The sequence below is a fragment of the Nocardioidaceae bacterium genome (assembly GCA_018672315.1).
GTDB lineage: Bacteria > Actinomycetota > Actinomycetes > Propionibacteriales > Nocardioidaceae > TYQ2.
This window is the reverse complement of sequence record CP076053.1, coordinates 3,073,025-3,096,022: the sequence shown is the minus strand read 5'-3', so window position 1 is coordinate 3,096,022 and position 22,998 is coordinate 3,073,025. Positions and strand designations below refer to the sequence as shown.

The window sequence follows — 22,998 nt, the reverse complement described above, 5'->3', positions numbered from 1 at the left end:
CATGCGCGCCATGAGTTGCATGCGGCCCCGGGGACCGGGAAGGTGGATTGCATGGTGGCTCAGTCGGTGGATCAGCAGGGTCGGGCGCCGGTCGGGCGCATCCCGGTCATGGACGTCACGCCGCTCGTCGAGGGCGGGGCGTTCCCGGTCAAGGCCGCCGTCGGCGAACCCTTCGAGGTCACCGCACTGGTCTTCCGCGAGGGTCACGACGAGCACTGCGCCGACGTCGTCCTGACCGACCCCGAAGGCGTACGCCGCGCCCCGGTGCGGATGCAGCGGTCCAGCCCGGAGCCCGACCGTTGGGCCACGACGGTCGCCTGCGACGCGGTCGGCGCGTGGACGTACGAGATCGAGTCCTGGGACGACCCCCTGGCCACCTGGCTGCACCACGCCGAGGTGAAGGTGCCGGCCGGTGTCGACGTGGAGCTGGTCTTCCTCGAGGGGTCGCTGCTGGTCGAGCGGGTGCTGTCCGAGCACGCGGTGAGCGGAGACGCCGAGCACGTGCTGCGCGGTGCGCTCACCGCCCTCACCGACCGTCGGCGCCCCGACGAGGCACGGCTGGCTGCCTCGACCAGCGCCGAGGTGCGCGAGCTGTTCGCCTGCTTCCCGTTGCGCGACCTGCTGACGACGACGGGACCGTTTCCCGTCTTCTGCGACCGCCGCGAGGCGCTCTTCTCCAGCTGGTACGAGTTCTTCCCCCGCTCCGAGGGTGCCGTCGAGCACGAGGACGGGTCGATCACCCAGGGCACCTTCGCGACCGCGGCGAAGCGGCTCGACGCCGTCGCCGCGATGGGCTTCGACGTGCTCTACCTCCCCCCGATCCACCCGATCGGCGAGGTCAACCGCAAGGGCCGCAACAACACGCTCGACCCGGGCCCCGACGACGTTGGGTCGCCCTGGGCCATCGGCTCGCGGCACGGCGGGCACGACGCGATCCACCCCGACCTCGGCGACGAGGCCGACTTCGAGGCCTTCGTGGCCCGCGCCCGCGAGCTCGGTGTCGAGGTCGCGCTCGACATCGCCCTGCAGGCCGCCCCCGACCACCCGTGGGTCACCGAGCACCCCGAGTGGTTCCGCCACCGCGCAGACGGCTCCATCGCGTACGCCGAGAACCCGCCGAAGAAGTACCAGGACATCTACCCGGTGCACTTCGACGACGACCCCGTGGGCATCACCGACGAGGTCGAGCGCATCCTGCGACTGTGGATGAGCCGGGGCGTCCGGATCTTCCGGGTCGACAACCCGCACACCAAGCCGGTCGGCTTCTGGCACGAGCTGCTCGGACGCATCCGGGCCACCGACCCCGACGTGCTGTTCCTGAGCGAGGCCTTCACGCGGCCGTCGATGATGCAGGGGCTCGGCAAGGTCGGCTTCCACCAGTCCAACTGCTACTTCACCTGGCGGGTCGGCAAGGAGGAGCTGGCCGAGTACCTGCTCGAGGTCAGCCACGACACCGCGGCCCAGATGCGACCGAACTTCTTCACCAACACCCCGGACATCCTCCCGTTCCACCTGCAGCGCGGCGGTCTGGCGATCTTCGCGATCCGCGCCGTGCTCGCCGCGACGGGCTCACCGGCCTGGGGTGTGTACGCCGGCTTCGAGATCGGCGAGCACCTCGCGCTGGCGCCGGGCAAGGAGGAGTACCTGGACTCGGAGAAGTTCCAGGTCCGCATCCGCGACTGGGCCCGCCACGACAAGGAGGGCACCACCATCGCGCCGCTGATCACGCGGCTCAACCGGATCCGGCGCGACCACCCGGCGTTGCAGCAGCTGCGCAACGTCACCGTGCACCGGTCCGACGACGACCAGGTGCTGGTCTTCTCGAAGACCACGTGGGTGCCGGGCACGACGGCGCACGACGGCGCGCCCGGGCGCGACACCGTGCTCGTCGTGGTGAACCTCGACCCCGACCATCCCCACGAGACCACGGTCCACCTCGACACCGCGGCCCTCGGCGTCGCCCCGGGCTCCGAGCCGCGGCTCGAGGTGCGCGACGAGCTGACCGGCGCGACGTACCTGTGGGGCGAGCACAACTACGTACGCCTGGACCCCCACGCCGACGTCGCGCACATCCTCAGCGTGCGTGCGCTGTGAGGCAGCGCTTCGACGCACACCTCGAGGACTACGTGCTCGCCGCCCGCTGGTTCGGCGGCAAGGGCCGCCATGTCGGCCACACGTCGGTCGATCGGAGGGGCGAGGTGCCGACCGGTGTCGCGGGCTGCCGGCTGGTGCACGACCTCGTGGAGGTCCACTACGTCGGCGGCGACCAGGAGACCTACCACCTGCCGCTCACCGTGTACGGCACGGAGCAGCCGCACCTCGAGCACGCGCTCGTCGACCACCCCGCCGGCTCCTGGATGTACGACGCCGTGCACGACCCGCTCGCCCACGCCGCGTGGGTGCGGGCGTTCCGCGAACGGCTCTCGTCCGCGGGTCTTCAGATCACCGCGGACGAGCAGGCGGTCGGCCTCAGCGAGACGAGGGCCGAGCTGTTCTCCGGCGAGCAGTCGAACTCCTCGCTGCGATACGGCGAGCAGGCGCTGCTGAAGATCTTCCGCAAGGTGACGCAGGGCTCCAACCCCGACATCGAGATCCACGCCGCGCTGACCGCGGCCGGGGAGCCGCACGTCGGCGCCCTCTACGGCGTCATGCGTGCCGACGGCACCGAGCTGGCGATGCTCCAGGAGCTCATCGTCGAGGCCCGCGACGGGTGGGAGACCACCGTTGCCGACGCTGAGCAGGGACGCGACGAGGTGAGGCGTACGCGCGACCTCGGCAGCGCCATCCGGGACATCCACACGCATCTTGCCGCGACGCTGCCGGTGCAGGACGCGTCGGTGACCGCCGCGTCGGTCGCCGCACAGATGGCACGACGGCTCGACGCAGCCGTCGACATGGCCCCGACGCTCGCGGCGCTCGGGCCGCGACTCCGGGAGGCGTACGCGGCGCTCGGCGCGTTGACCCCCGCCGACTTCGACCGGCAGCGCATCCACGGTGACCTGCACCTGGGTCAGACGCTCGTGACCGACGCCGGCTGGAAGGTCGTGGACTTCGAGGGCGAACCCGCCAAGACGCTCGCGGAGCGGCAGGCGCCTGACTCGGTCTGGCGTGACGTCGCGGGCATGATGCGCTCCTTCGACTACGCCGCGCAGGTGGCCGGTCTGACCGACGACGCGGCGACATGGCGACGGGGGCAGCAGCAGGCGTTCCTCGCCGGCTACCTCGGCGTGGACGACGGTCGCGACCCCCTCGCCGCCCTCAGCCCGGCGCAGCGTGTCCAGCTGCGCGCGTACGAGGCCGACAAGGCCGTCTACGAGGTCGTGTACGAGACCCGCAACCGACCCGACTGGGTCGGCATCCCGCTCGGTGCCCTGCACCGGCTCTTCGGCGACACCCAGGAGGCGACCGCCGTGACCAGCTCCGACCAGACCCCCACCACTCCCCTGCCGGTCGACCACGGGGTGCTCGAGCAGCTCGTCGCCGGTGAGCACGGCGATCCGCACGCCGTGCTGGGGCCCCATCCGCACCCCGACGGCACCGGCACCACGCTGCGGGTGCTGAAGCCGCTCGCCGAGTCGGTGGTGGCCGTGCTCGGCGGGGGCGACGACGCGACGCGCGTCGAGCTGGCGCACGAGCACGAAGGCGTGTGGGCGGGGGTCCTGCCGACGCCCGAGGTGCCGGACTACCGCCTCGAGGTGACCTGGCCCGGCTCCGCACCGAGCGCGTACGACGACGCCTACCGCTTCCTGCCCACGGTCAGCGAGACCGACCTGCACCTGTTCAACGAGGGCCGCCACGAGCAGCTGTGGACAGTCCTCGGCGCGCGGGTGCGCACCTACGACGGCATGGGCGGGCCGGCCGTCACCGGCACCTCCTTCGCGGTGTGGGCGCCGGGCGCCCGGGGCGTCCGCGTGCGCGGCGACTTCAACTCCTGGGACGGTCGCGAGCACCCGATGCGACAGCTGGGCACCTCCGGCGTGTGGGAGATCTTCGTGCCGGGCGTGGGATCGGGCACGGCGTACAAGTACTCCGTGCTCGGTCGCGACGGTGACTGGCGGGAGAAGGCCGACCCGATGGCCGCCTACGCGGAGGTGCCCCCGGCGACGGCGTCGGTCGTGTTCGACTCCTCCTTCACCTGGGGCGACGAGGCGTGGATGTCCGCCCGCGCCGAGGGTCGGGTGCAGGAGAGGCCGATGAGCGTCTACGAGGTGCACCTGCCGTCGTGGCGGCGCGGCAGGTCCTACGTCGAGCTCGCCGAGGAGCTCACGGCCTACGTCACCGACATGGGGTTCACGCACGTGGAGTTCATGCCGGTCATGGAGCACCCGTTCGGCGGGTCGTGGGGCTACCAGGTGACGGGCTACTACGCACCGACGTCCCGACTCGGCGACCCCGACGGCTTCCGTACGCTCGTCGACGCCCTGCACCGGGCGGGTGTCGGTGTGCTCGTCGACTGGGTGCCGGCGCACTTCCCGAAGGACGAGTTCGCGCTCGCCCGCTTCGACGGCGGACCCCTCTACGAGGACCCCAACCCGCTGCGCGGCGAGCACCCGGACTGGGGCACGTACGTCTTCGACTTCGGGCGCCGCGAGGTGCGCAACTTCCTCGTCGCCAACGCGCTCTACTGGGCCGAGGAGTTCCACGTCGACGGGCTGCGGGTGGACGCCGTCGCCTCGATGCTCTACCTCGACTACTCCCGCGAGCCCGGCCAGTGGCAGCCCAACCAGCACGGCGGGCGGGAGAACCTCGAGGCCGTGCAGCTGCTGCAGGAGATGACCGCGACGGTCGCGAAGCGGGTGCCGGGTGTCGTCACGGTCGCCGAGGAGTCGACCTCCTGGCCCGGCGTCACGAAGCCGACGACCGAGGGTGGGCTCGGCTTCGACTTCAAGTGGAACATGGGGTGGATGCACGACTCCCTGGAGTACGTCGCGAAGGACCCGCTGTACCGCTCCCACCACCACGGGGGGCTGACGTTCTCCCTGGTGTACGCCTGGAGCGAGCACTACGTGCTGCCGATCAGCCACGACGAGGTCGTGCACGGCAAGGGGTCGCTGCTGCGCAAGATGCCGGGTGACCGGTGGAAGCAGCTGGCCGGCGTCAGGTCGTTCCTGGCCTACATGTGGACCCACCCGGGCAAGCAGCTGGTCTTCATGGGCTCGGAGTTCGCGCAGGACTCGGAGTGGGCCGAGCACCGCGAGCTCGACTGGGGTCTGCTGGAGGACCCGCAGCACGCCGGCGTGCAGTCGCTGGTGCGGGACCTGAACCGTGTCTATGCCGCGCGTCCCGCCCTGTGGTCGCGCGACGACTCCCACGAGGGCTTCAGCTGGCTGCTGGCCGATGACGCGGAGCACAACGTGCTGGCGTACGCCCGCCGCGGCCGGGACGGTGAGGAGCTCGTGTGCGTCGTGAACTTCTCGGCGGTTCCGCACCACGACTTCCGGCTGCCGCTGCCTGCGGCGGGCACGTGGACCGAGCTGCTCAACAGCGACGCCCAGGTGTACGGCGGCTCCGGGGTCGGCAACCTGGGCCGTGTCGTGGCGAGCGACAGCCCGTACGCGGGCCAGCCGGCGCACGCGTCCGTGTCGCTCCCTCCCCTGGGAGCGCTCTGGTTCGTCCGCGAGAGCTGAGCGGGAGGACCCCGTGGTCGCCGGCGTCGAGGCGTACGACCCGCACTGGGCTGATCGCGGGGCCGAGCTCGTCACCGACGTGCGGGCCGCGATGGCTGGGCTGCCGGACTCCTGCGACGTGGCGGCCGTCGACCACATCGGGTCGACGTCGGTGCCGGGCCTGCCCGCCAAGCCGTTCATCGACCTGCAGGTCGCCGTGCTCCCGTTGCCCTCCGATGCTGCCCTGGCGGACGTGCTCGCTCCGCTGGGCTTCGTCCGCGAGCCGGGTGCTCGACCGGACTCCCCCGGCGTGAGCAGTGACGTGCCGCGATGGGACGTCGCAGCGCCCGCCGAGGTCTGGCGCAAGTCGCTGTGGACGCGCGGGGACCCGATGGTCGCGGGCGCGGTCATCCTGCACGTACGCCGCGCCGACTCCCCGTGGGCCTGCTGGGCCGTCGCGTTCCGGGACTGGCTCCGGGCACATCCTGCAGAACGCGACGCGTACGCCGCCGTCAAGCAGGAGCTCATGGCAGCGAATGCGGGGCGCCCCGACTACGACGACTACACGCGCGCGAAGACGACGTACTTCGATCGTGTCGAGCCGCTCGTGCGGGCGTGGCGTGACGCCGAGCAGGACGGTTGAGTCCTCAGAAGGATGCAGGTTCCAGCTCTCGTGCCGGTGCATGTACGGGGACGTGCTCGGCTGGCAGGGCTGGTGGGGGTGGTGGGTCGATGCGGATGGTGGCGGGTCCGTCGCGGCCGCCGGGGAGCCCGGCGAGGCGTCTGGTCTGCGGTGGTCCTCCGGGGCGGGTGGTGACGAGGAATCGTTGGCGGTGCGGTGAGGTCCACTCATAGGCACCGGGCCCGGTGCGGGCGTAGGCCCACCCGCCGTGGGTCTTGAGGCGGTGGTGGAACCGGCACAGCGGCGCGAGGTTCGCTGAGCTCGTCTGCCCGCCGGCCGCATAGGGGTGCAGGTGGTCCAGGTCGCAGGACCGGGCCGGGCGGGTGCAGTCGGGGAACACGCACCCGGCGTCACGGATGATGATCTGCTCGGCCAACCGGGTCGACGGCTCGTACCCGTCGCTGGTGAGCTCAGCATCCGGGTCGAGCACCGGCCGCAGGGTGATGCGTGTGGTGGACGCAGCACCGCACCACTGCCGCACCAGCTCGACCGGGGCCTGCCGCAGGGGGCCTTGCTCGAGCCACGCCGACTCCCCGCGCGTGCCATCTGAGGTCCTGGCTGCTCGGGCTGGGCTGAGTGCTGCGTGGGAGAGGTGGACGTGGAGCACGACCTCACGCGACGCGCGCGGCAACTCCACCACGCGTGCAGTGTCGGTCTCCTGGACGGCGGACTCGTCCAGGCGCATCTGGTCGCCGCGGGCCAGTGCACCGAGGGCTTGGGCGCGGCGGACGTCGAGGGACTCGGTGCACCCGCCCGCGGCGAGTGCGGCGGCGCCGGCGGCCACGGCGCGTTCGAGGTCGAGGGCGTCGAGGTGGTCCAGGGTCGCTGCGACGTCTGCGGTGAGGGTGTGGGTGCCGTCGCCGAGGAAGACCCGCACCCCGCGGGTCTGGGCTGAACGGTCCAGCAGCGCCTGGGCCTGCTCGGGGTGGAGTCGGTGGCGGGTGCGTGTCACGACCTGGTCGAGGGCTGCGGGCCCGAGGGTGTGGACCCGGTCGGCGATCTGGGCGTCGACCGCGGCGGCGACCTCGGGGTGCAGGTCCAGGGTGGCTTGGGCGACGCGGCGGACCCGCCACAGCGGGACCTGGAGGTCCTCGACACGTGCCCAGCAGCCGCGGAGCCGGTGACGGAGCTCGAGGAGGTCACCGACCAGCCGGCGGGTGCTCGCGACCGACAGCCCCAACGTCGCGCCCAGTTCAGCGAGCGCGAACTCAGCGACCAGAGGGGTACCTGCCCCGCCCGGCTGCACCGCTCGTTCACCGCCCAGCACCGGACCCGCACCCGCGCCGGCCTCGTTGTCGGGCTCACCGTGCCACGCGATCGGCGCGGTGCCGTCGGGCACGAGGTGGTCCCCGGGGTGCGCATCCGCCCAGGCCAGCACCAGCTGCGCGCGGCGCAGCTCGACACCGGCCTGCTGGACCTGCACGGCCTGCAGCGCCGCGACCAGCAGGCGCGGCGTCTCAGGAACGGGCAGGGAATCGATCACGAGCACAACGCTAGGGACGACCACCGACACTTCCGCCCCGCCAACGCCCCCAGATTTCACGATGTGGGACGTGACACCCGATCGCCGAGTTGAGCTTCGTCGACTCCGCCAGGACCCGGCACACCGCGCACATGGCTGGCTGGACGGTCACCCGCCCACGACCTCCGGGGCCTGACCCGTCCCCGGCTACCGTGTCGAGGTGCCCGTACGCCACGTCACCGTCTCCCCCGGCGTCGCCAGGATCGCGTGGGACGACCTCCCCTCCGGCTTCTCCCCCGCCGTCACCGCGCTCGACGCCGAGATCGAGAGGGCGCTGACCGACCACCACCGCGTCGAGGTCCACATCGATCCAGCCGACGCCCACGCCCACCGGGTCGTCACGTGGTCGGGCATGCGCAAGGAAGGCCTCCTGCGCGGCGTCGCCACGACCGAGCAGGGCCCGGCCGACCGTCTCGTCTTCGCCCGGCTGATCGACGACGTGCCGGCCAGTGAGCCCGAGGGCTTCCGTGCGCTGCTCAACTCCTTCCTGCCGCGCAAGCGGGCAATCGCGCAGACGCTGATCCGCGACACCGAGAACCGCGTGCTGGTGTGCCAGCTGACGTACAAGAAGGACTGGGACCTCCCCGGCGGCGTCGTCGAGGTCGGGGAGTCGCCACAGGTCGCGGTGGGTCGCGAGGTCAGCGAGGAACTCTCCCTCACGATCGAGCCGGGTCGGCTGCTCCTGACGGACTGGCTGCCCGCCTGGTCCGGGTGGGACGACGCGCTCTGCCTCGTCTTCGACGGCGGCGTCCACGACGTCTCCGTGCTCGACCGGGTGGAGGAGGACGGGCGCGAGATCGCCGGCGTCGCGTTCCTCGACGCCGCCGAGGTGGCGGCCCGCTGCTCCCCGATCACGGCCGCGCGGGTCGCCTCGGCGCTCGCGACGGCTCGCGGCGAGGGAGTCGCGTACGTCGAGGGTGGCGGTTCCTGAGGCCCACGAGCCTCAGCGTTGCTCGGTCCACACGTAGTCGATCTGCCGCGCCGTGGCCTCAGCGAGCGGCCGGTCACCGAAGCGCTCGACCAGGTGGAGCGCCATGGCGATGCCCGAGCTGATCCCCCCGGAGCTCACGACCGCGCCGTCATCGGTCCATCGCACGTCGTCGCGCACCTGCGCTCCGGTCTCCCGGAGGAGGCCGACGTCCTCCCAGTGCGTCGTCAGCACGGCATCGCCGGCCAGCCCCGTGCGCCGCAGGAAGAACGCACCCGTGCACACCGACGCGAGCACCGTGCCGCTCCCCGCCAGTCGTCGCAGCGCCTCGTCGGGCGAGGCGGCCTCGATGTCGATCGCTCCGGGAACGATCAGCACATCGAGCGGTCCTGCGTCCTCGACATCGGTGGTCGGCACGAGGCCGAGACCTCCGTACGCCCGCACCGGCTCCCCGACGACCAACACCTCGGCCAACGGGTCGAGTCCCCCACGCTCGCACAGACGGTTCGCCGTGATGAGCACCTCGTACGGCCCGACGACGTCCATCGCGTCGCACCCTTCGAAGACGAGCAGACCAACCCTCACGACTGCGTCTCCAGCTCGAAGCCCTCCTGCTGCCAGCCCCAGACACCGCCGAGCATCTCGCGGACGCCGAACCCGAGCGCGGCGATCCGAGAGGCCAGCTTGGTCGCCCCGTTGCAGTGCGGTCCCCAGCAGTAGGTGACCAGCAACGCGTCGTCGCCGAACGCGGCAAGGCTCTCGACCGTGGGCTCGGGAAGACGCACAGCCCCGGGCAGGTGCCCGGCCGCGTACGCGTCGGCGGATCGCGCGTCGATGACCACGAGCCGCCCCCCGAGGTCCGGGTCGGCCCGCGCGACGGCGACGTCGGCGCAGTCGGTCTCGCACGCCAGGCGGGCGGAGAAGTACCCGGCGGCGGTCGCCGCGTCGGCGGGGTGCTCCCAGTCGGTCATGAGCACAGCCTGGAGCACGCCGGCCGCCGCCGACCAGAGGCCCGGATGCCATCGACCATCGACATCCGGCCACCCGTCCGTCCCGTGGCCGGTCGGGTCAGCCTGGCGGGTCAGAAGAGGGTCGAGGCCAGCTTCATGCGCCCGTTGCGTACGCGGGGGTCGTCGTTGCCCACCGCGTTGAACAGCCCGACCAGGTGCTCGCGCACCTGGTCGCGCTCCTTGTCGCTCGTGCGGGCGACCAGACCGATGAGGCGCGCGAAGGCGTCCTCGACGTGGCCGCCGAGCAGGTCGAGGTCGGCGACCAGGGTCTGGGCGTCGATGTCGTCCGGGTTCGCCGCAGCGGCCTCGCGCGCCGCGTTGAGGTCGGCGTCGGCCGTGCGCTGCAGCACCCGCGCCATCGCCAGGCCGGCCACGGCCTCGGCGTCGGCAGGGCTGTCGGCCAGGAGCTTCTCGTACTCCGCGACCGCGGTGTCGAGGTCGTTGCGCTCGAGCGCCTCCTGCGCGGGCAGGTAGCGCGGGTCGGTCGTGGGTCCCTCTTCGTCACTGTCGTCCGCGGCCGGAGCGGCGTCCCCGAAGGGCTGGTGGCGACCCGTCATGCCCTGCGAGGCGATCTGGTCGAGCACCTGGCTGAAGGCGGTGCGCAGCTCGGCCATCGGCACGGGGTCCTGCAGCAGCGGCATCGGACGCCCCTGGAGCACCATCACCACGAGCGGCACCGACGGGATCTGCATCGCCTGCGCGATCGACGGCACCGCGTCGACGTCGACACGTCCGACGACCAGGCGGCCGTCGAACTCCTCGGCCACCGCGGCCACGTCGTCGGCGAGCTGCGTGCTCGCCGGAGACTGCGACGGCGAGTGGAACGCCAGCACGACCGGCGCGGTCATCGAGCTCTCCACCAGCGCCTGGAAGTTCTGCTCCGTGACCTCCGTGGCGTACGAACCGCCCTGCCCCGCACCCCCGCCGGCACGGCCCCCGCTACCGGGCGGCGGCGTCGCGGGACGCTTCAGGGCGGACAGGTCGACGGCTCCGGGGCGCATGAAGGGCTGCTGCGACATGACACCCATCCTGGCCGACAGCCCCAGCCGACCTCCACCCGGCTGCGAACCTGGGCGCATGAGCCTCCGTCACGACGCCCACGCCTGGGTCATGGGCAAGCTCGCTCCGATGACCGTGCGGTACGGCGACGAGCTGCAGTTGGCCGGAGGCGACCTCGCCAAGCCACGGCGTCACCGGGTGCCGACCCGGCACGGCAAGGTCCCGGTGCTGATCTACGAAGCCGGCACCCGCGAGCACCCGAGGCCCGCGTACGTGCACCACCACGGCGGCGCGTTCGTCATGCGGCACCCCGGCATGGACGACTTCTTCTGCCGTTTCGTCGCCGTCCGGGCTGGTGTCGCCGTCGTCAACGTCGACTACACGGCCGCGCCGCAGGCGCGCTACCCGCAGGCGCACGAGGAGTGCCACGACGTGTACGCCTGGCTCACCGGCCACGGAGCCGAGCTCGGGCTAGCTCCCGACCGGCTCGCCGTCGGCGGCTTCAGCGCCGGCGGCAACCTCGCCGCCTCGCTGTGCCTGCAGGCCCGGGACGCCGGAACACCGCTCCCCCTCCTGCAGGTGCTCGGCGTCCCGTCCCTGGACGTGGCCGAGGACTACGTCGACAAGCAGCCGGTGGGGCGCCCGATGCTCGGCCCGGAGATCCTCGCCCTCGTGCGCGGCACCTACTTCCGCGACGCGTCACGTCGCGCGGAGCCGTACGCCTCGCCGCTGCGCGCCGACGACCTGGCCGGTCTGCCCCCGGCCGTCGTCGTCACCGCCGAGCGCGACCTGCTGCGCAGGGAGGGTGACGCGTACGCCGCCCGGCTCGTCGACGCAGGCGTCGCGGTCGACCACCACGTGGTGCCGCGCGCCGACCACTACTTCCTCGACCCGGGCGACCAGCGGCAGGCCGAGCGCGAGATGCAGCGACTGGCCGACGCCGTCGCCGCCGCGCTGACCGGTGCCGGGCCTAGGCTCGCCCGATGACCGCGACGATGGACGAACCCGACGAGCTCTCGACGCTCGCCCGTGACCTGCACCGGTTGATGGAGCCGATCCACACCGTCAGCTACTTCTCCCCCGAGTCCCGTGACGCCATCGCCGCCTGCGGCTTCAAGGGCTACTGGATGGGCTACTTCGCCGCGCGTGCCGCGCCGTTGGGAGCCGTCGGGCCCGCCGTGGTGGAGGCGACCTTCTACAACTTCGCACCCGACCGCGTACGCCGTGCCCTCCCCGACGCGTGGACCTTCGCCACGCCGGAGGAGGCGATGGCCGCCCGGCTCACCGGCGCGACCGCGGCGCTGCGGCGCGCGATCACCGACCGGTCACCGGGCGCCGACGACGCGGCGGTGCTCGAGCCGGTCGTGACCGTGCTGGAGCGTTGCGCCGACGCGGCGCCGTCGGAGGGCCGCGTGCTGTTCGCCGCGCAGCGCTCGGCGCCGGCCCCCGCCGAGGCGGACCTGCTGGGCCGGCTGTGGCAGGCCGTCACCTCGCTGCGTGAGCACCGCGGTGACGGTCACGTCGCGGCGCTGCTGACCCTGGGCGTCAGCGGGCGCGAGAGCCACGTGCTCGCCGCGGCACGACGCGGCCGCACCGAGCCGGGCATGTACGCCGCCCTGCGCGACTTCACCGACGAGGAGTGGGCCCTGCGCCAGGACTCGCTCCGCGACCAGGGCGTGCTCGACGAGGCGGGCAAGGCGACCCAGATGGGCGCGGTGCTCATCGAGGAGCTCGAGGCCGTCACGGACCGCCGCGCCTCGACGGCCTACGAGAGCCTCACCGACGACGAGGCCGCCATGCTCCGGTCCGTGCTGGCCCCGCTGTCGGCCGCCGCGAAGCCCGAGGCGGCCGGCTGAGAGATCTGCTCGGCCGGCGCCCCGGGCCGAGGCTCAGAACGTCGACTGCTCGACGTACACGCCCCACTCGCCACGCAGCGCGTCGCAGATCTCGCCGAGCGTCGCCTCGGCGCGGCACGCGTCGAGCATCGCGGGGATCATGTTGTCCTCGGTGCGCGCCACCTCGGCCAGGCGTACGACAGCCGCGCGTGCCGCGGCGTCGTCGCGGGACGAGCGACGCTCGCCCAGCACCCGCACCTGCTCGCGCTCGACCTCGTGGCTGACCCGCAGGATCTCCAGCTCGCTGGTCACGGACTCGGTGTGGCAGTTGACGCCGACGATCTTCTTCTCGCCCTTCTCGACCGCCAGCTGGTAGTCGAAGGCCGCGTCGGCGATGTGCCCGGTGAACCAGCCGTCCTCGATCCCGCGCAGGATGCCGCGGGTCATCGGGTTCTCCCCCGCCGCCACCGCGGCGGCCAGACGCCCGGGCTCCGCGTGCGTCGCGCTGGTGCCACCGAGCGCGAGGATGCGGTCGAAGATCGCGGAGGCGTCGGCCTCGATCTTGTCGGTGAGCGCCTCGACGTACCAGCTGCCACCGAGCGGATCGGCCACGTTGGTCACGCCCGTCTCCTCCATGATCACCTGCTGCGTGCGCAGCGCGATCTCGGCGGCGTGCTCGCTCGGGAGCGCGAGGGTCTCGTCGAGAGCGTTGGTGTGCAGGCTGTTGGTGCCGCCCAGCACCGCCGACAGCGCCTCGATCGCCGTGCGCGTCACGTTGTTGTACGGCTGCTGGGCCGTCAGCGACACCCCGGCGGTCTGGGTGTGGAAGCGCAGCTGCTGCGCCTTCTCGGTCTGAGCGCCGTAGACGTCGCGCAACCAGCGCGCCCAGATGCGGCGCGCGGCACGGAACTTCGCGATCTCCTCGAAGAAGTCCAGGTGCGCGTCGAAGAAGAACGACAGGCCGGGCGCGAACCGGTCGACGTCGAGGCCGCGTGAGAGGCCGAGCTCGACGTACCCGAACCCGTCGGCGAGGGTGAACGCGAGCTCCTGCGCGGCCGTCGCCCCGGCCTCGCGGATGTGGTAGCCGGACACCGAGATCGGCTTGTACGCCGGGATCTCGGCGTTGCAGTGCTCCATCAGGTCACCGATCAGGCGCAGGTGCGGCTCGGGGGCGAAGAGCCACTCCTTCTGGGCGATGTACTCCTTGAAGATGTCGGTCTGCAGCGTGCCGTTGAGCTTCGAGGTGTCCACCCCGGCCCGCTCCGCGGCCACGAGCATCATGCAGAAGACGGGCACCGCCGGCCCCGACACCGTCATCGACGTCGTGACCTGGGCCAGGTCGATCTCGTCGAACAGGATCTCCATGTCGGCGGCGGAGTCGACGGCGACACCGCAGTGGCCGACCTCGCCCTCGCTCATGGCGTCGTCGGAGTCGCGACCCATCAGCGTCGGCATGTCGAAGGCGACCGACAGGCCGCCGCCGCCGCGGTTCAGGATCATCTTGTAGCGCTCGTTGGTCTGGGCGGCGTTGCCGAAGCCCGCGAACTGCCGGATGGTCCACGGCTTGCCGCGGTAGCCCGTGGCGTGGAGACCACGGGTGAAGGGGAACTCCCCGGGCCACTCCGAGGTCTCCGTGCCGTACGCGGGCGCCACGTGCTCACCGGACAGCGTCGTGAAGTCGGCGTCGCGGACGCGCCCGCGGCTCAGCGCGTCGTCGTAGCGCTGCTGCCAGCGCGAGCGGGCGTCGGTGGGGTCAGCGGAGGTGGAGTCGTCGGCCATGGGAAAATACTAGGACGTCCAACTATTTTCCGCCACCACCGGACTGGGCACGGGTGAGGCGTGACCGACCTCGACCAGCTCCGCGCGCTGTACATCAACACGACCCTGAAGAAGGATCCCGGCGAGAGCCACACCGGCCTGCTCCTCGGCGCCTCGGCCGCCATCATGGCCAAGCAGGGCGTCGCCGTGGAGCAGGTCCACCTGCTCAGCCACGAGGTCCCGCCGGGCGTGTACCCCGACATGACCGAGCACGGATGGGATCGCGACGACTGGCCCCAGCTGTGGCAGAAGGTGCTCGACGCGCACATCCTCGTCATCGGCACGCCCCTGTGGCTCGGGGAGGTCAGCTCGGTCTGCCGCGTGTTGATCGAGCGCCTGTACGGCCAGTCGGGCCAGCTCAACGAGCACGGTCAGTCGATCTTCTACGGCAAGGTCGGCGGCGCGATCGTGACCGGCAACGAGGACGGCATCAAGCACGCGGCGATGTCCACGCTCTACTCCCTCTCCCACCTCGGCTACACCGTGCCACCGCAGGCCGATGCCGGCTGGATCGGCGAGGCCGGCCCCGGCCCCTCGTACGGCGACGAGCGCGACGACGGCTCGCGGGTCGGCTTCGACAACGAGTTCACCCAGCGCAACACCACGATCATGACGTGGAACCTCCTGCACCTTGCCCGCATGCTCTCCGGCGGCATCCCCCGCGAGGGCAACGACCGCGAGGCCTGGGCGGCGGGCGCCCGCTTCGACTACGAGAACCCCGAGTACCGCAGCTAGCCGGTCGACGCCGGCCTCAGAAGTCGCCCGCCTCGCGCCGCAGGCCGCGCAGCACGTCCGAGAGCTCGCGACGCTGGGGGTCGTCCAGGGCGTCGAGCCCCATGTCGATCGCGAGCAGGTCCGCGGTCGTCCGCTCCACGAGGTCGCGGCCCGCCGCGGTCACCTCGGCGAGGACGGCGCGCCCGTCCTCGGGGTGAGGACGACGCTGCACCCATCCCGATGCCTCCAGCCGTCGCACGATGGAGGTGACCGACGTGGGGTGCACCTGCAGCCGCTCCCCCATCTTGCCCAGCGGAAGCGAGCCGCGCGAGGAGAAGACCAGCAGCACGAGGGCCTCGTACCCGGCGAAGGAGATCCCGTACGGCTTCAGCACCGCGTCCAGCCGCGCGAGCACCAGCTGCTGTGCCCGCATCAGGGAGGTCACGGCGTGCATCGCCGGCACACCGTCCCAGCGCAGCCCCCACTGCCGCGCCGCCTCGTCGATGGGATCGAAGGGCAGCGCTGGCTCAGGTGCAGCGGGCTCGGGCATGCTCGGATCGTAGGACGCCGCCGACAGCGGCGGCGGCGCGGTCACCCCAGGTCGAGGCCCCAGATGGTCGTCGTGCCCGAGACCTCGTTGCCCACGATGAGCAGTGGCTGCCCGGTCGGGCTGTCCCCCGCGGCCACGAACGCGAGGCCCTCGGGTCCGAGGTCGCCCACAGCGGTCGGGTCGTCCTCCCCCGGCTCCGTGTCGCCGACCGTGAGGTCGCGGTTCACCAGCAGGTCGACGTACGCGGGCTCGCGAGGGTCGCTCACGTCGAGCACCACGATGCCGGAGTGCCGCTCCAGACCGACGAAGGCGTACGTCCGGTCGCCCACGACGCCGGTCACCACACCCTCGGGCTCCGGACCCTTGTTGTCGCTGCGTCCGTCGAATGAGTCCTGCTCGGCGTTGTCGGCGTTGAAGATGCCGGGGGTGGCCGCGGCCGTGACCTGCTCGAAGAGGTCGCCCGAATCCCACACCTTCTCCCCCGCGACGCTGAAGATGGTCGCGGAGCGGGTGCCGAGGGACTCGAGCCCGGTGTACACGGTCCCGCCCTCGGCGTCGGTGTAGCTCGGGGAGGTCAGCAGGCTCACGCCCAGTCGCCCGAGGTTCTCGTCGTTCTGCAGGTCCGCGGCGGTCGGGAAGACGGTGGGCGCGAGTGTCAGGTCGCCGATGCGCGCGTCCTCGGCCTGCTCCTCACCGGAGTCGTCGAGGAGGCACGCGTACTCCCGCGCGTCGCCCTCGTTGGCGGTGATGAGGTAGGACTGCCCAGCCGCGCGGAAGGCGGCGATCGCGTCCGGCAGGCGCAGACCCTTGACCGGTCGGGTGGCGATGTCGATGGCGTCGTCCCGGTCGGAGGCGTCGATGCCGTGGCCGGGCACGGCGTGGTTCTCGGTACCGAGCGGCACCAGGGTGACCACGCGTCCCCGCTTCAGGTCGACGACAGCGATCGCGTTGTTCTCCTGCAGGGTCACGAACGCGAAGCCGCCGGTGGTGGTGATGTACTCCGGCTCGAGGTCCTGTGCCACCGAGGCGCCGGGGCCGAAGAGGCGTACCCCGGCCCGCTCGAGCGCGCCGGCCACCCCGTTGAACTGGCCGAAGCCGACCTGGGTGACCCGCAGCTTCTTGCGCTGCGCCGGCAACCGCACGATCGTCACCGAGCCGACCGGGTCGACCTGGCCGGCGCAGTACCCCTCGGGCTCGCCCTCGTTGGCCGCGATCACGTAGCGGCCGTCGGCGCTGAAGGTCACCATGTCCGGGAGGGCACCGGCGCGCACCCGAGCGAGGGGCTTCAGCGTGCGCGCGTTGAAGAAGGCCAACGTGCCACGGTCGGTCTTCGTCTTCGCCTGCTGGGCGACCACGAGCAGGTTCCGGCGGACGGCCACGCTGTTGGCGCCCGGGGTCGCGATCTCACCGACCTTGGTCGGGGCGGTCGGGTCGGCGACGTCGAGCACGTCGAGGGTGCCGGCACCGGAGTTGACCGTGAAGACCCGCTGCAGGCGCGGGGCGTGCGCGACGATCTCGGCAACGCCGGCGTCGAAGAAGCCCGACGCGTACGTGCCGAGCACCGACCCGGCGGAGCTCGCGCCCCGCTCCACCGCAGGGACGTCGCCGAGATCGGCGCCGTCGGCGGCGCTCGCGGACGTCGTCGCACCGCTCAACGCCAGCGCGGACGAGGTGGCGATGGCGGCCGCAGCCAGACCCAGACGGCGCCCGCGGCGCTCAGAAGTCCTCATGGCGCGAGATCCTTCTGAGCAGGTGTGGATCCCGGCGGTCCGGCGCGTGTCGTGTCGGTGAACAGCGTTGGGCACGCAGGTGGCCGCCCGTGTGTCCCAGGAGCCGGTCTCAGGAGCCGGACTCAAGACCCGGTCTCAGGTGTCGATGTTGATGTCCGGCCGCCGCGAGGCGACCGTGCGCAGCACCTGGTCCTGGATGGTCTGTTCCGACCCGTCGGGGTCCGGCACGTACGTGATCTCGCGCAGCCCCTGCTCCTGGGCGGCCGACTCGAAGATGAAGTGGCCGTAGCCGAGCATCCGCCCGATCAGCGGCTTGCGCACCGTGATGTCCAGGACGCGGCGCAGGGGCGTGGAGGCCGACTGCTGGTCGAAGACCCCCGTGACCCGGAAGACCCGCAGGTTCGTGACGACGAAGCGGTCGTTGTACTGCTCGAGGAAGCGGTAGAGACCCCACAGCACCAGGCCGGCGCCCAGGATCAACAGCAGCCAGCCCACCTGCCACCACCACAGCGTGAGGCTCATGACGCCGAGCCCGAGCAGGAGCCAGCCGACCGGCTTGAGGTACACCACCCAGTGCTTGCGCACCTCGACCACGAGCGTCTCGTCGAGGTGCCGCTGCAACCGCGACGCGACCTGGGGGTCGGCGAGGTGCCGCCGCAACCAGTCGAGCACTCGCTCAGCCGCTCGTCGACCCGAGGCTGCCCGCGTTCTCCGAACCGGAACCGGTGAAGAGCCGGTCGCCCATGTCGATGAGGCCGCCGAAGACCTGCTGCGTCATGTCCCAGGTCCAGGCACCGGCGGTCTGGGTGAAGTCGGCAGCCTGCGCAGGGCGCTGGATCATCGCCCACAGGACGAACACGATCAGGAGCGCGATGACGATCTTCTTCATGGTGGCCTCGTGTCGGGGGAAGGGGCACGGAGCTGATGCGGGCTGATGCGGGCTGACGCGGGGTAATGCGGGGTGGCACCGACACGCAGCGCCGAGTCGTGTCTAGCAGACTCCTCACTCACGCCACAGGAGCCACACCGGTCACACGGTGAGGCAGTCGCGCGCGGGCCGAGGCCGCGCTCAGCCCTGGCCGTACGCCTCGAGCAGCGCGTCGGCCGCGGCGTACGGGTCGGTCTCCGCCGCCACCACCTGGGCGGCGAGCTCGTCGAGCTCGGTGCGCTGGGACACGTCGGCCCAGCGCGACCGCAGCTTCGTCAGCGCGATCGACTCCACCTCGTCGCGGGCACGGCGTACGCGTCTGCGGTGCAGCTCGCCCGAGGCCTCGAGGTGGTCGTGGTGCTCGGCGAGCGCGGCGACGACGTCGTCGAGACCCTCGGCCCTCGCCGCGACGGTCTTGAGGATCGGGGGTCGCCAGGCGTCCGCCGGTCGCTCGGCCAGCGCCAGCATCGCGCGGAGCTCGCGCCTGACGGTGTCCGCCCCGTCACGGTCGGCCTTGTTGACGACGTAGATGTCGCCGACCTCGAGGATGCCGGCCTTCGCCGCCTGCACCCCGTCACCCATGCCGGGGGCCAGCAGCACGATGGTGGAGTCGGCCAGCCCGGCGATCTCGACCTCGCTCTGTCCCACACCGACGGTCTCGATGAGCACGACGTCGCAACCGGCCGCGTCGAGCACGCGCAGCGCCTGCGGGGTGGCCCACGAGAGTCCGCCGAGGTGGCCGCGGGAGGCCATGGACCGGATGTAGACGTCCGGGTCGAGCGCGTGGTCCTGCATGCGTACGCGGTCTCCCAGCAAAGCCCCGCCGGAGAACGGCGAGGACGGGTCGATCGCGAGCACCCCGACCCGCTTGCCCGCCGCACGGAGCTGGGAGACCAGCGCCGAGGTCGAGGTGGACTTGCCCACCCCCGGTGAGCCGGTGATGCCGACGACCTGCGCATGGCCGGTGTGCGGCACCAGGGCCGCCATCACCTCGCGCAGCAAGGGCGACTCGTCCTCAACGAGCGAGATGAGGCGCGCCACCGCGCGCGGCCGGCCGGCCCGCGCCTCCTCGACGAGATCGGGGACGGAGACGGCCGACCGGCCCCGTCGAGGGGACCGGTCGGCCGTGCTCACGTCAGGCCTCGTGCCGGAGCCAGGATCAGCTGGGGACACGGATGATCAGCGCGTCGCCCTGTCCGCCGCCGCCGCACAGCGCAGCGGCGCCGACGCCACCGCCGCGGCGCTTGAGCTCGTGTGCCAGGTGCAGGGTGATGCGTGCACCGGACATGCCGACGGGGTGCCCGATGGCGATGGCGCCACCGTTGACGTTGACCTTCTCCTGGGAGATGCCGAGCTGCTTGGCCGACTCGATGCCCACGGCGGCGAACGCCTCGTTGAGCTCGAAGAGGTCGATGTCGTCGACGGAGATGCCTTCCTTCTCCGCCGCGGCGCGCACCGCGCGCGCGGGCTGCAGCTGCAGCGTCGAGTCGGGACCGGCCACCTGGCCGGAGGCTCCGATCTCGCACAGGTAGTCCAGCCCGAGCTCCTCGGCCTTGGCCTTGCTCATGACCACGACGGCGGCAGCGCCGTCGGAGATCTGGGAGGCGGAGCCGGCGGTGATGGTGCCCTCGCGGTCGAAGGCCGCGCGCAGCTTGCCGAGGCTCTCCGGCGTCGTGTCGCCGCGCACGCCCTCGTCCTCGGTCACCATGACCGGGTCGCCCTTGCGCTGCGGGATCGGGACCGGCACGACCTCGTCCTCGAACAGACCGTTCTTCCAGGCGTTGGCCGCCCGCTGGTGGCTCTGCGCGGAGAACGCGTCCTGCTCCTCACGGGAGAGCTTCTCGCCCGCGGCGTTGCACTGCTCGGTCAGCGCACCCATGGCCTGCTGGGTCTTCTGGTCGAACAGCGCGTCGTAGGCCATCGAGTCCACCAGCTTGGTGTCGCCGTACTTGAAGCCCGTGCGCGAGTTCGGCAGCAGGTGCGGCGCCTGGCTCATGGACTCCATGCCACCCGCGACCACGACGTCGAACTGGCCCGAGCGCACCAGGGCGTCGGCCAGGTGGATCGCGTTGATGCCCGAGAGGCACACCTTGTTGATGGTGATCGTGGGGACACCCATCGGCAGACCGGCGAGCTCGGCGGCCTTCTTCGACGGATTCTGGCCGGCACCGGCCTGGATGACCTGGCCCATCACGACGTAGTCGACCTGGTCGGGGCTCACGCCCGCCTTCTCGAGCGCGCCCTTGATGGCGACGGCGCCGAGGTCGGCCGCGGAGAGGCTGGAGAGGCCACCGAGCAGGCGGCCGACGGGCGTACGCGCTCCGGCGACGATGACGGACGGGGACTGCTGGCTCATCAGGGACTCCAGAGGTCGGGAGACGACGGTCGGTCAGGCGCCCTGACCCTAGCCGCCGGCGGCCGGTCACGACGAGGGGCAGATCACGCCCGCCGATGAGGCGCCGCTCACACACCAGGCGCGGGGCGTTGCCCTCGCGTGCGGGGCGTACGACGATGCGCTGCATGAGCATCGCCGCTGACATCGAGATCCCCGACCCGCTGTTCGTCTGCATCGACCACGTCGGTGTCGCCGTGCCCGACCTCGACGAGGCCATCGCGCTCTACCGCGACGTCTTCGGCATGCAGCTCGCCCACGAGGAGGTCAACGAGGAGCAGAAGGTGCGCGAGGCGATGATGCGCGTCGCCGACACCGAGCAGTGCATCCAGCTGCTCGCGCCGCTCGACGAGACCGCGACGATCGCGAAGTTCATCGACCGCTCCGGTCCCGGCCTGCAGCAGCTCGCCTACCGCGTCACCGACGTCGAGAAGGTCGCCGACGCGCTCCGCGCGAAGGGCCTGCGGCTCCTGTACGACACCCCCAAGCGCGGCACGTCGAACTCCCGCGTGAACTTCGTGCACCCCAAGGACGCGGGTGGCGTGCTCGTCGAGCTGGTCGAGCCGGCCGCCGACTCCGCGCACTGAGGGCGTCTGCCGGACCCAGCACTACGGGCTGCTCCGGCGGGCTCACGGCACCAGCAGGTCCGCGTCCCTGCCATCGGTGATCAGCATGTGCCCCGGCGCGTGGGTGATCGCCAGCGGTGGGCGCGACTCCGCGACGACCGCCTGAGGGGTCACCCCGCACGCCCAGAACACCGGCACCTCGCCCTCGCGGACCGTGACGGGCTGCCCGTAGTCGGGTCGCGCGAGGTCGGCGATGCCCAACGCGGCCGGGTCACCGACGTGCACCGGTGCACCGTGGACGCCGGGATAGCGCGATGTCACGCGAACCGCGTCGGCCACCTGGTGCGCCGGCACCGGACGCATCGACACCACCAGGGGTCCGGCCAGGTCGCCGGCGGGCCGGCAGCGGCGGTCGGTGCGGTACATCGGGACGTTGCGGTCCTCCTCCACGTGCCGCACCGGCAGCCCCGCCTCCAGCATGGCTCGCTCGAAGGTGAAGCTGCAGCCCACCAGGAAGCTCACGAGGTCCTCGCGCCACCACCCGGTGACCTCCGGCGTCTCCTCGACCAGATCCCCGTCGACGAAGACGCGGTAGGCAGGCACGTCGGTGCGGATGTCGCCGTCCAGGAGCGCGCCCGCGGTGGCGCCGGCGTCGAGCACGTCGAGCAGCGGGCAGGGCTTGGGGTTGCGCTGGGCGAAGAGCAGGAAGTCGTACGCCTCGCTGCGCGGCAGCACCACCAGGTTGGCCTGGGTGAACCCGGCGCTCCACCCCGCCGTCGGCGTGACCAGCCCGTCGCGGAAGAGCGCCCGCGCCTCCTGCGGGGTCGCCGCCGCCCGCTGCTCGGGCGTCACGGCCTGACCCAGCGGAACCGCAGAGCCTGTCCCGGCCGCAGCTGTGCGGCCCGGTCGACGTCGGCGTCCACCACGACCGCCACGACCGGGTAGCCGCCCGTCACCGGGTGGTCGGACCCGAAGAGCACCGGCTCGCCACTGGGCGGCACCTGCACCGCACCCCGGCGTACGCCCTCGCTCGGCAGCTCCGCGGCACCTGCGTGAGCGAGTCCTGGGCCGTCGGCGACCTCGAGGCGGGCGCCCACGCGGTTGCTGCGGTCGCTCACCCGCCACGTCGTGGTCGTGAGCGCCTCGGGGTCGGCGAGCCAGTCCTCCCGGGGGCCGCGGACGGCGCGGAGCTCGACCGGCTGGTCGTCGGTGCGCAGGTCCGGGGTCGGCACCATGTCGGCGGCCGGGAGGTCGGCGGTGCTCGGCCCCACGGCGAGCACGTCGCCGGCTCGGAGCGGGCCCGGTCCCAGCCCCGAGAGCAGGTCGGTGCTGCGCGAGCCCAGCACGACCGGCACGTCGATGCCGCCGCGGACGCACAGGTAGGACCTGGCACCGCGCGACGGCGTCCCCAGCCGCACCGTGCTCCCCGGTGCCGCGGAGAACACCCGGTGCGACCCGACGGGCCGCTCGTCGACGTGCACGTCGCAGGGCGCGCCCGTGACGCACATCCACAGCGGGTCGCCCCCGACCCCGACGGCGAGGCCACCGAGGAGCGTCTCGACGGCGGCGGCGCCCGGTTCGTTGCCCAGGGCGCGGTTGCCGGCGGCGTACGACCCCAGGTCCGCGGCGCCGCTGCGGCCCACCCCGATGCCCGCGTGACCGATCCGTCCCGTGTCCTGCACGAGCGCCTGCGGACCGACTGCTGCCACCCTCATGCC

21 protein-coding genes are annotated in these 22,998 nt (G+C 72.2%); 8 read left to right on the top strand and 13 right to left on the bottom strand.

The genetic code is table 11. The annotated features are described in order from the left end of the window. Positions 1-51 precede the first annotated feature (51 nt). The 3 genes from KLP28_14925 to KLP28_14915 are packed head-to-tail and all read left to right on the top strand — an operon-like array spanning position 52 to position 6,249. The gene (locus tag KLP28_14925; protein ID QWC84830.1) at positions 52-2,094 is read left to right on the top strand and encodes an alpha-1,4-glucan--maltose-1-phosphate maltosyltransferase; all 2,043 of its coding nucleotides are present in this window, start codon (positions 52-54) and stop codon (positions 2,092-2,094) included. Then, a complete protein-coding gene (glgB, locus tag KLP28_14920) occupies positions 2,091-5,627 on the top strand; it encodes a 1,4-alpha-glucan branching protein GlgB (protein QWC84829.1) in 3,537 nt (1,178 codons plus the stop codon). Before KLP28_14925 ends, glgB begins: the two co-directional genes overlap by 4 nt. A gap of 13 nt (positions 5,628-5,640) precedes the next feature. Beyond that, the gene (locus KLP28_14915; GenBank protein ID QWC84828.1) at positions 5,641-6,249 is read left to right on the top strand and encodes a GrpB family protein; all 609 of its coding nucleotides are present in this window, start codon (positions 5,641-5,643) and stop codon (positions 6,247-6,249) included. Between the two features lie 4 nt (positions 6,250-6,253). Here KLP28_14915 and KLP28_14910 read toward each other — a convergent pair whose 3' ends face one another. Continuing rightward, positions 6,254-7,771, bottom strand: a complete 1,518-nt coding sequence (locus KLP28_14910) for an HNH endonuclease (protein QWC84827.1) — start codon at positions 7,769-7,771, stop codon at positions 6,254-6,256. A gap of 199 nt (positions 7,772-7,970) precedes the next feature. Here KLP28_14910 and KLP28_14905 point away from each other — a divergent pair, with 199 nt between their 5' ends. Next, positions 7,971-8,741: an NUDIX domain-containing protein gene (locus KLP28_14905; GenBank protein ID QWC84826.1), complete on the top strand. Its 771-nt coding sequence runs from the start codon at positions 7,971-7,973 to the stop codon at positions 8,739-8,741. Between the two features lie 12 nt (positions 8,742-8,753). Here the strand turns inward: KLP28_14905 and KLP28_14900 are convergent, their stop codons facing one another. The 3 genes from KLP28_14900 to KLP28_14890 form a co-directional block, all read right to left on the bottom strand. Then, positions 8,754-9,323, bottom strand: a complete 570-nt coding sequence (locus KLP28_14900; GenBank protein ID QWC84825.1) for a DJ-1/PfpI family protein — start codon at positions 9,321-9,323, stop codon at positions 8,754-8,756. After that, complete coding sequence (locus KLP28_14895) at positions 9,320-9,709, bottom strand: rhodanese-like domain-containing protein (GenBank protein QWC84824.1); 390 nt, start codon at positions 9,707-9,709, stop codon at positions 9,320-9,322. The genes KLP28_14900 and KLP28_14895 overlap by 4 nt, the downstream gene beginning before the upstream one ends. 110 nt (positions 9,710-9,819) lie before the next feature. Next, positions 9,820-10,767, bottom strand: a complete 948-nt coding sequence (locus KLP28_14890; protein ID QWC84823.1) for a tetratricopeptide repeat protein — start codon at positions 10,765-10,767, stop codon at positions 9,820-9,822. Positions 10,768-10,825: 58 nt separating this feature from the next. Between KLP28_14890 and KLP28_14885 the strand changes: the two genes are divergently transcribed. Further along, positions 10,826-11,734 carry an alpha/beta hydrolase gene (locus tag KLP28_14885; protein ID QWC84822.1) on the top strand — a complete coding sequence of 303 codons (909 nt, stop codon included), beginning with the start codon at positions 10,826-10,828 and terminating at the stop codon, positions 11,732-11,734. After that, positions 11,731-12,603, top strand: a complete 873-nt coding sequence (locus KLP28_14880; GenBank protein ID QWC84821.1) for a hypothetical protein — start codon at positions 11,731-11,733, stop codon at positions 12,601-12,603. The genes KLP28_14885 and KLP28_14880 overlap by 4 nt, the downstream gene beginning before the upstream one ends. Positions 12,604-12,636: 33 nt before the next feature. Here the strand turns inward: KLP28_14880 and KLP28_14875 are convergent, their stop codons facing one another. Beyond that, entirely contained in the window at positions 12,637-14,361 is a 1,725-nt protein-coding gene (locus KLP28_14875) for a methylmalonyl-CoA mutase (protein ID QWC84820.1), read from the bottom strand. Between the two features lie 60 nt (positions 14,362-14,421). Here KLP28_14875 and KLP28_14870 point away from each other — a divergent pair, with 60 nt between their 5' ends. Then, positions 14,422-15,135 (top strand): flavodoxin family protein, encoded by a 714-nt coding sequence (locus tag KLP28_14870; protein QWC84819.1) that lies wholly within the window; start codon positions 14,422-14,424, stop codon positions 15,133-15,135. 16 nt (positions 15,136-15,151) lie between these two features. Here the strand turns inward: KLP28_14870 and KLP28_14865 are convergent, their stop codons facing one another. The 6 genes from KLP28_14865 to KLP28_14840 form a co-directional block, all read right to left on the bottom strand. Beyond that, complete coding sequence (locus tag KLP28_14865) at positions 15,152-15,664, bottom strand: MarR family transcriptional regulator (GenBank protein ID QWC84818.1); 513 nt, start codon at positions 15,662-15,664, stop codon at positions 15,152-15,154. 41 nt (positions 15,665-15,705) lie between these two features. Beyond that, positions 15,706-17,394, bottom strand: a complete 1,689-nt coding sequence (locus tag KLP28_14860) for a choice-of-anchor I family protein (GenBank protein QWC84817.1) — start codon at positions 17,392-17,394, stop codon at positions 15,706-15,708. Positions 17,395-17,529: 135 nt separating this feature from the next. Next, positions 17,530-17,916 carry a PH domain-containing protein gene (locus KLP28_14855; GenBank protein QWC87009.1) on the bottom strand — a complete coding sequence of 129 codons (387 nt, stop codon included), beginning with the start codon at positions 17,914-17,916 and terminating at the stop codon, positions 17,530-17,532. 154 nt (positions 17,917-18,070) lie between these two features. Beyond that, positions 18,071-18,283: a hypothetical protein gene (locus tag KLP28_14850; GenBank protein QWC84816.1), complete on the bottom strand. Its 213-nt coding sequence runs from the start codon at positions 18,281-18,283 to the stop codon at positions 18,071-18,073. A 180-nt stretch (positions 18,284-18,463) separates the two neighbouring features. Then, on the bottom strand, positions 18,464-19,456 hold the full coding sequence (gene meaB / locus KLP28_14845; protein QWC84815.1) for a methylmalonyl Co-A mutase-associated GTPase MeaB: 993 nt from the start codon (positions 19,454-19,456) through the stop codon (positions 18,464-18,466). Positions 19,457-19,481: 25 nt separating this feature from the next. Next, on the bottom strand, positions 19,482-20,678 hold the full coding sequence (locus tag KLP28_14840) for an acetyl-CoA C-acetyltransferase (protein ID QWC84814.1): 1,197 nt from the start codon (positions 20,676-20,678) through the stop codon (positions 19,482-19,484). 164 nt (positions 20,679-20,842) lie between these two features. On the opposite strand from KLP28_14840, the gene mce reads away from it, so the two are divergent. Continuing rightward, entirely contained in the window at positions 20,843-21,301 is a 459-nt protein-coding gene (gene mce / locus KLP28_14835; protein QWC84813.1) for a methylmalonyl-CoA epimerase, read from the top strand. Between the two features lie 42 nt (positions 21,302-21,343). On the opposite strand, the gene KLP28_14830 is transcribed toward mce, so the two are convergent. Further along, on the bottom strand, positions 21,344-22,132 hold the full coding sequence (locus KLP28_14830; GenBank protein ID QWC84812.1) for a putative hydro-lyase: 789 nt from the start codon (positions 22,130-22,132) through the stop codon (positions 21,344-21,346). Continuing rightward, positions 22,129-22,995 (bottom strand): biotin-dependent carboxyltransferase family protein, encoded by an 867-nt coding sequence (locus tag KLP28_14825; GenBank protein QWC87008.1) that lies wholly within the window; start codon positions 22,993-22,995, stop codon positions 22,129-22,131. Before KLP28_14825 ends, KLP28_14830 begins: the two co-directional genes overlap by 4 nt. Between the last annotated feature and the right edge of the window lie 3 nt (positions 22,996-22,998).

What these genes read in the sequence shown, in the direction of transcription:
- KLP28_14855 (QWC87009.1), bottom strand. Translation starts at nt 17,916, where the DNA reads ATGAGCCTCACGCTGTGGTGGTGGCAGGTGGGCTGGCTGCTGTTGATC.
- KLP28_14895 (QWC84824.1), bottom strand. Translation starts at nt 9,709, where the DNA reads ATGACCGACTGGGAGCACCCCGCCGACGCGGCGACCGCCGCCGGGTAC.
- KLP28_14885 (QWC84822.1), top strand. Translation starts at nt 10,826, where the DNA reads ATGAGCCTCCGTCACGACGCCCACGCCTGGGTCATGGGCAAGCTCGCT.
- KLP28_14825 (QWC87008.1), bottom strand. Translation starts at nt 22,995, where the DNA reads ATGAGGGTGGCAGCAGTCGGTCCGCAGGCGCTCGTGCAGGACACGGGA.
- KLP28_14880 (QWC84821.1), top strand. Translation starts at nt 11,731, where the DNA reads ATGACCGCGACGATGGACGAACCCGACGAGCTCTCGACGCTCGCCCGT.
- KLP28_14850 (QWC84816.1), bottom strand. Translation starts at nt 18,283, where the DNA reads ATGAAGAAGATCGTCATCGCGCTCCTGATCGTGTTCGTCCTGTGGGCG.
- KLP28_14890 (QWC84823.1), bottom strand. Translation starts at nt 10,767, where the DNA reads ATGTCGCAGCAGCCCTTCATGCGCCCCGGAGCCGTCGACCTGTCCGCC.
- mce (QWC84813.1), top strand. Translation starts at nt 20,843, where the DNA reads ATGAGCATCGCCGCTGACATCGAGATCCCCGACCCGCTGTTCGTCTGC.
- KLP28_14840 (QWC84814.1), bottom strand. Translation starts at nt 20,678, where the DNA reads ATGAGCCAGCAGTCCCCGTCCGTCATCGTCGCCGGAGCGCGTACGCCC.
- KLP28_14925 (QWC84830.1), top strand. Translation starts at nt 52, where the DNA reads ATGGTGGCTCAGTCGGTGGATCAGCAGGGTCGGGCGCCGGTCGGGCGC.
- KLP28_14860 (QWC84817.1), bottom strand. Translation starts at nt 17,394, where the DNA reads ATGAGGACTTCTGAGCGCCGCGGGCGCCGTCTGGGTCTGGCTGCGGCC.
- KLP28_14865 (QWC84818.1), bottom strand. Translation starts at nt 15,664, where the DNA reads ATGCCCGAGCCCGCTGCACCTGAGCCAGCGCTGCCCTTCGATCCCATC.
- KLP28_14875 (QWC84820.1), bottom strand. Translation starts at nt 14,361, where the DNA reads ATGGCCGACGACTCCACCTCCGCTGACCCCACCGACGCCCGCTCGCGC.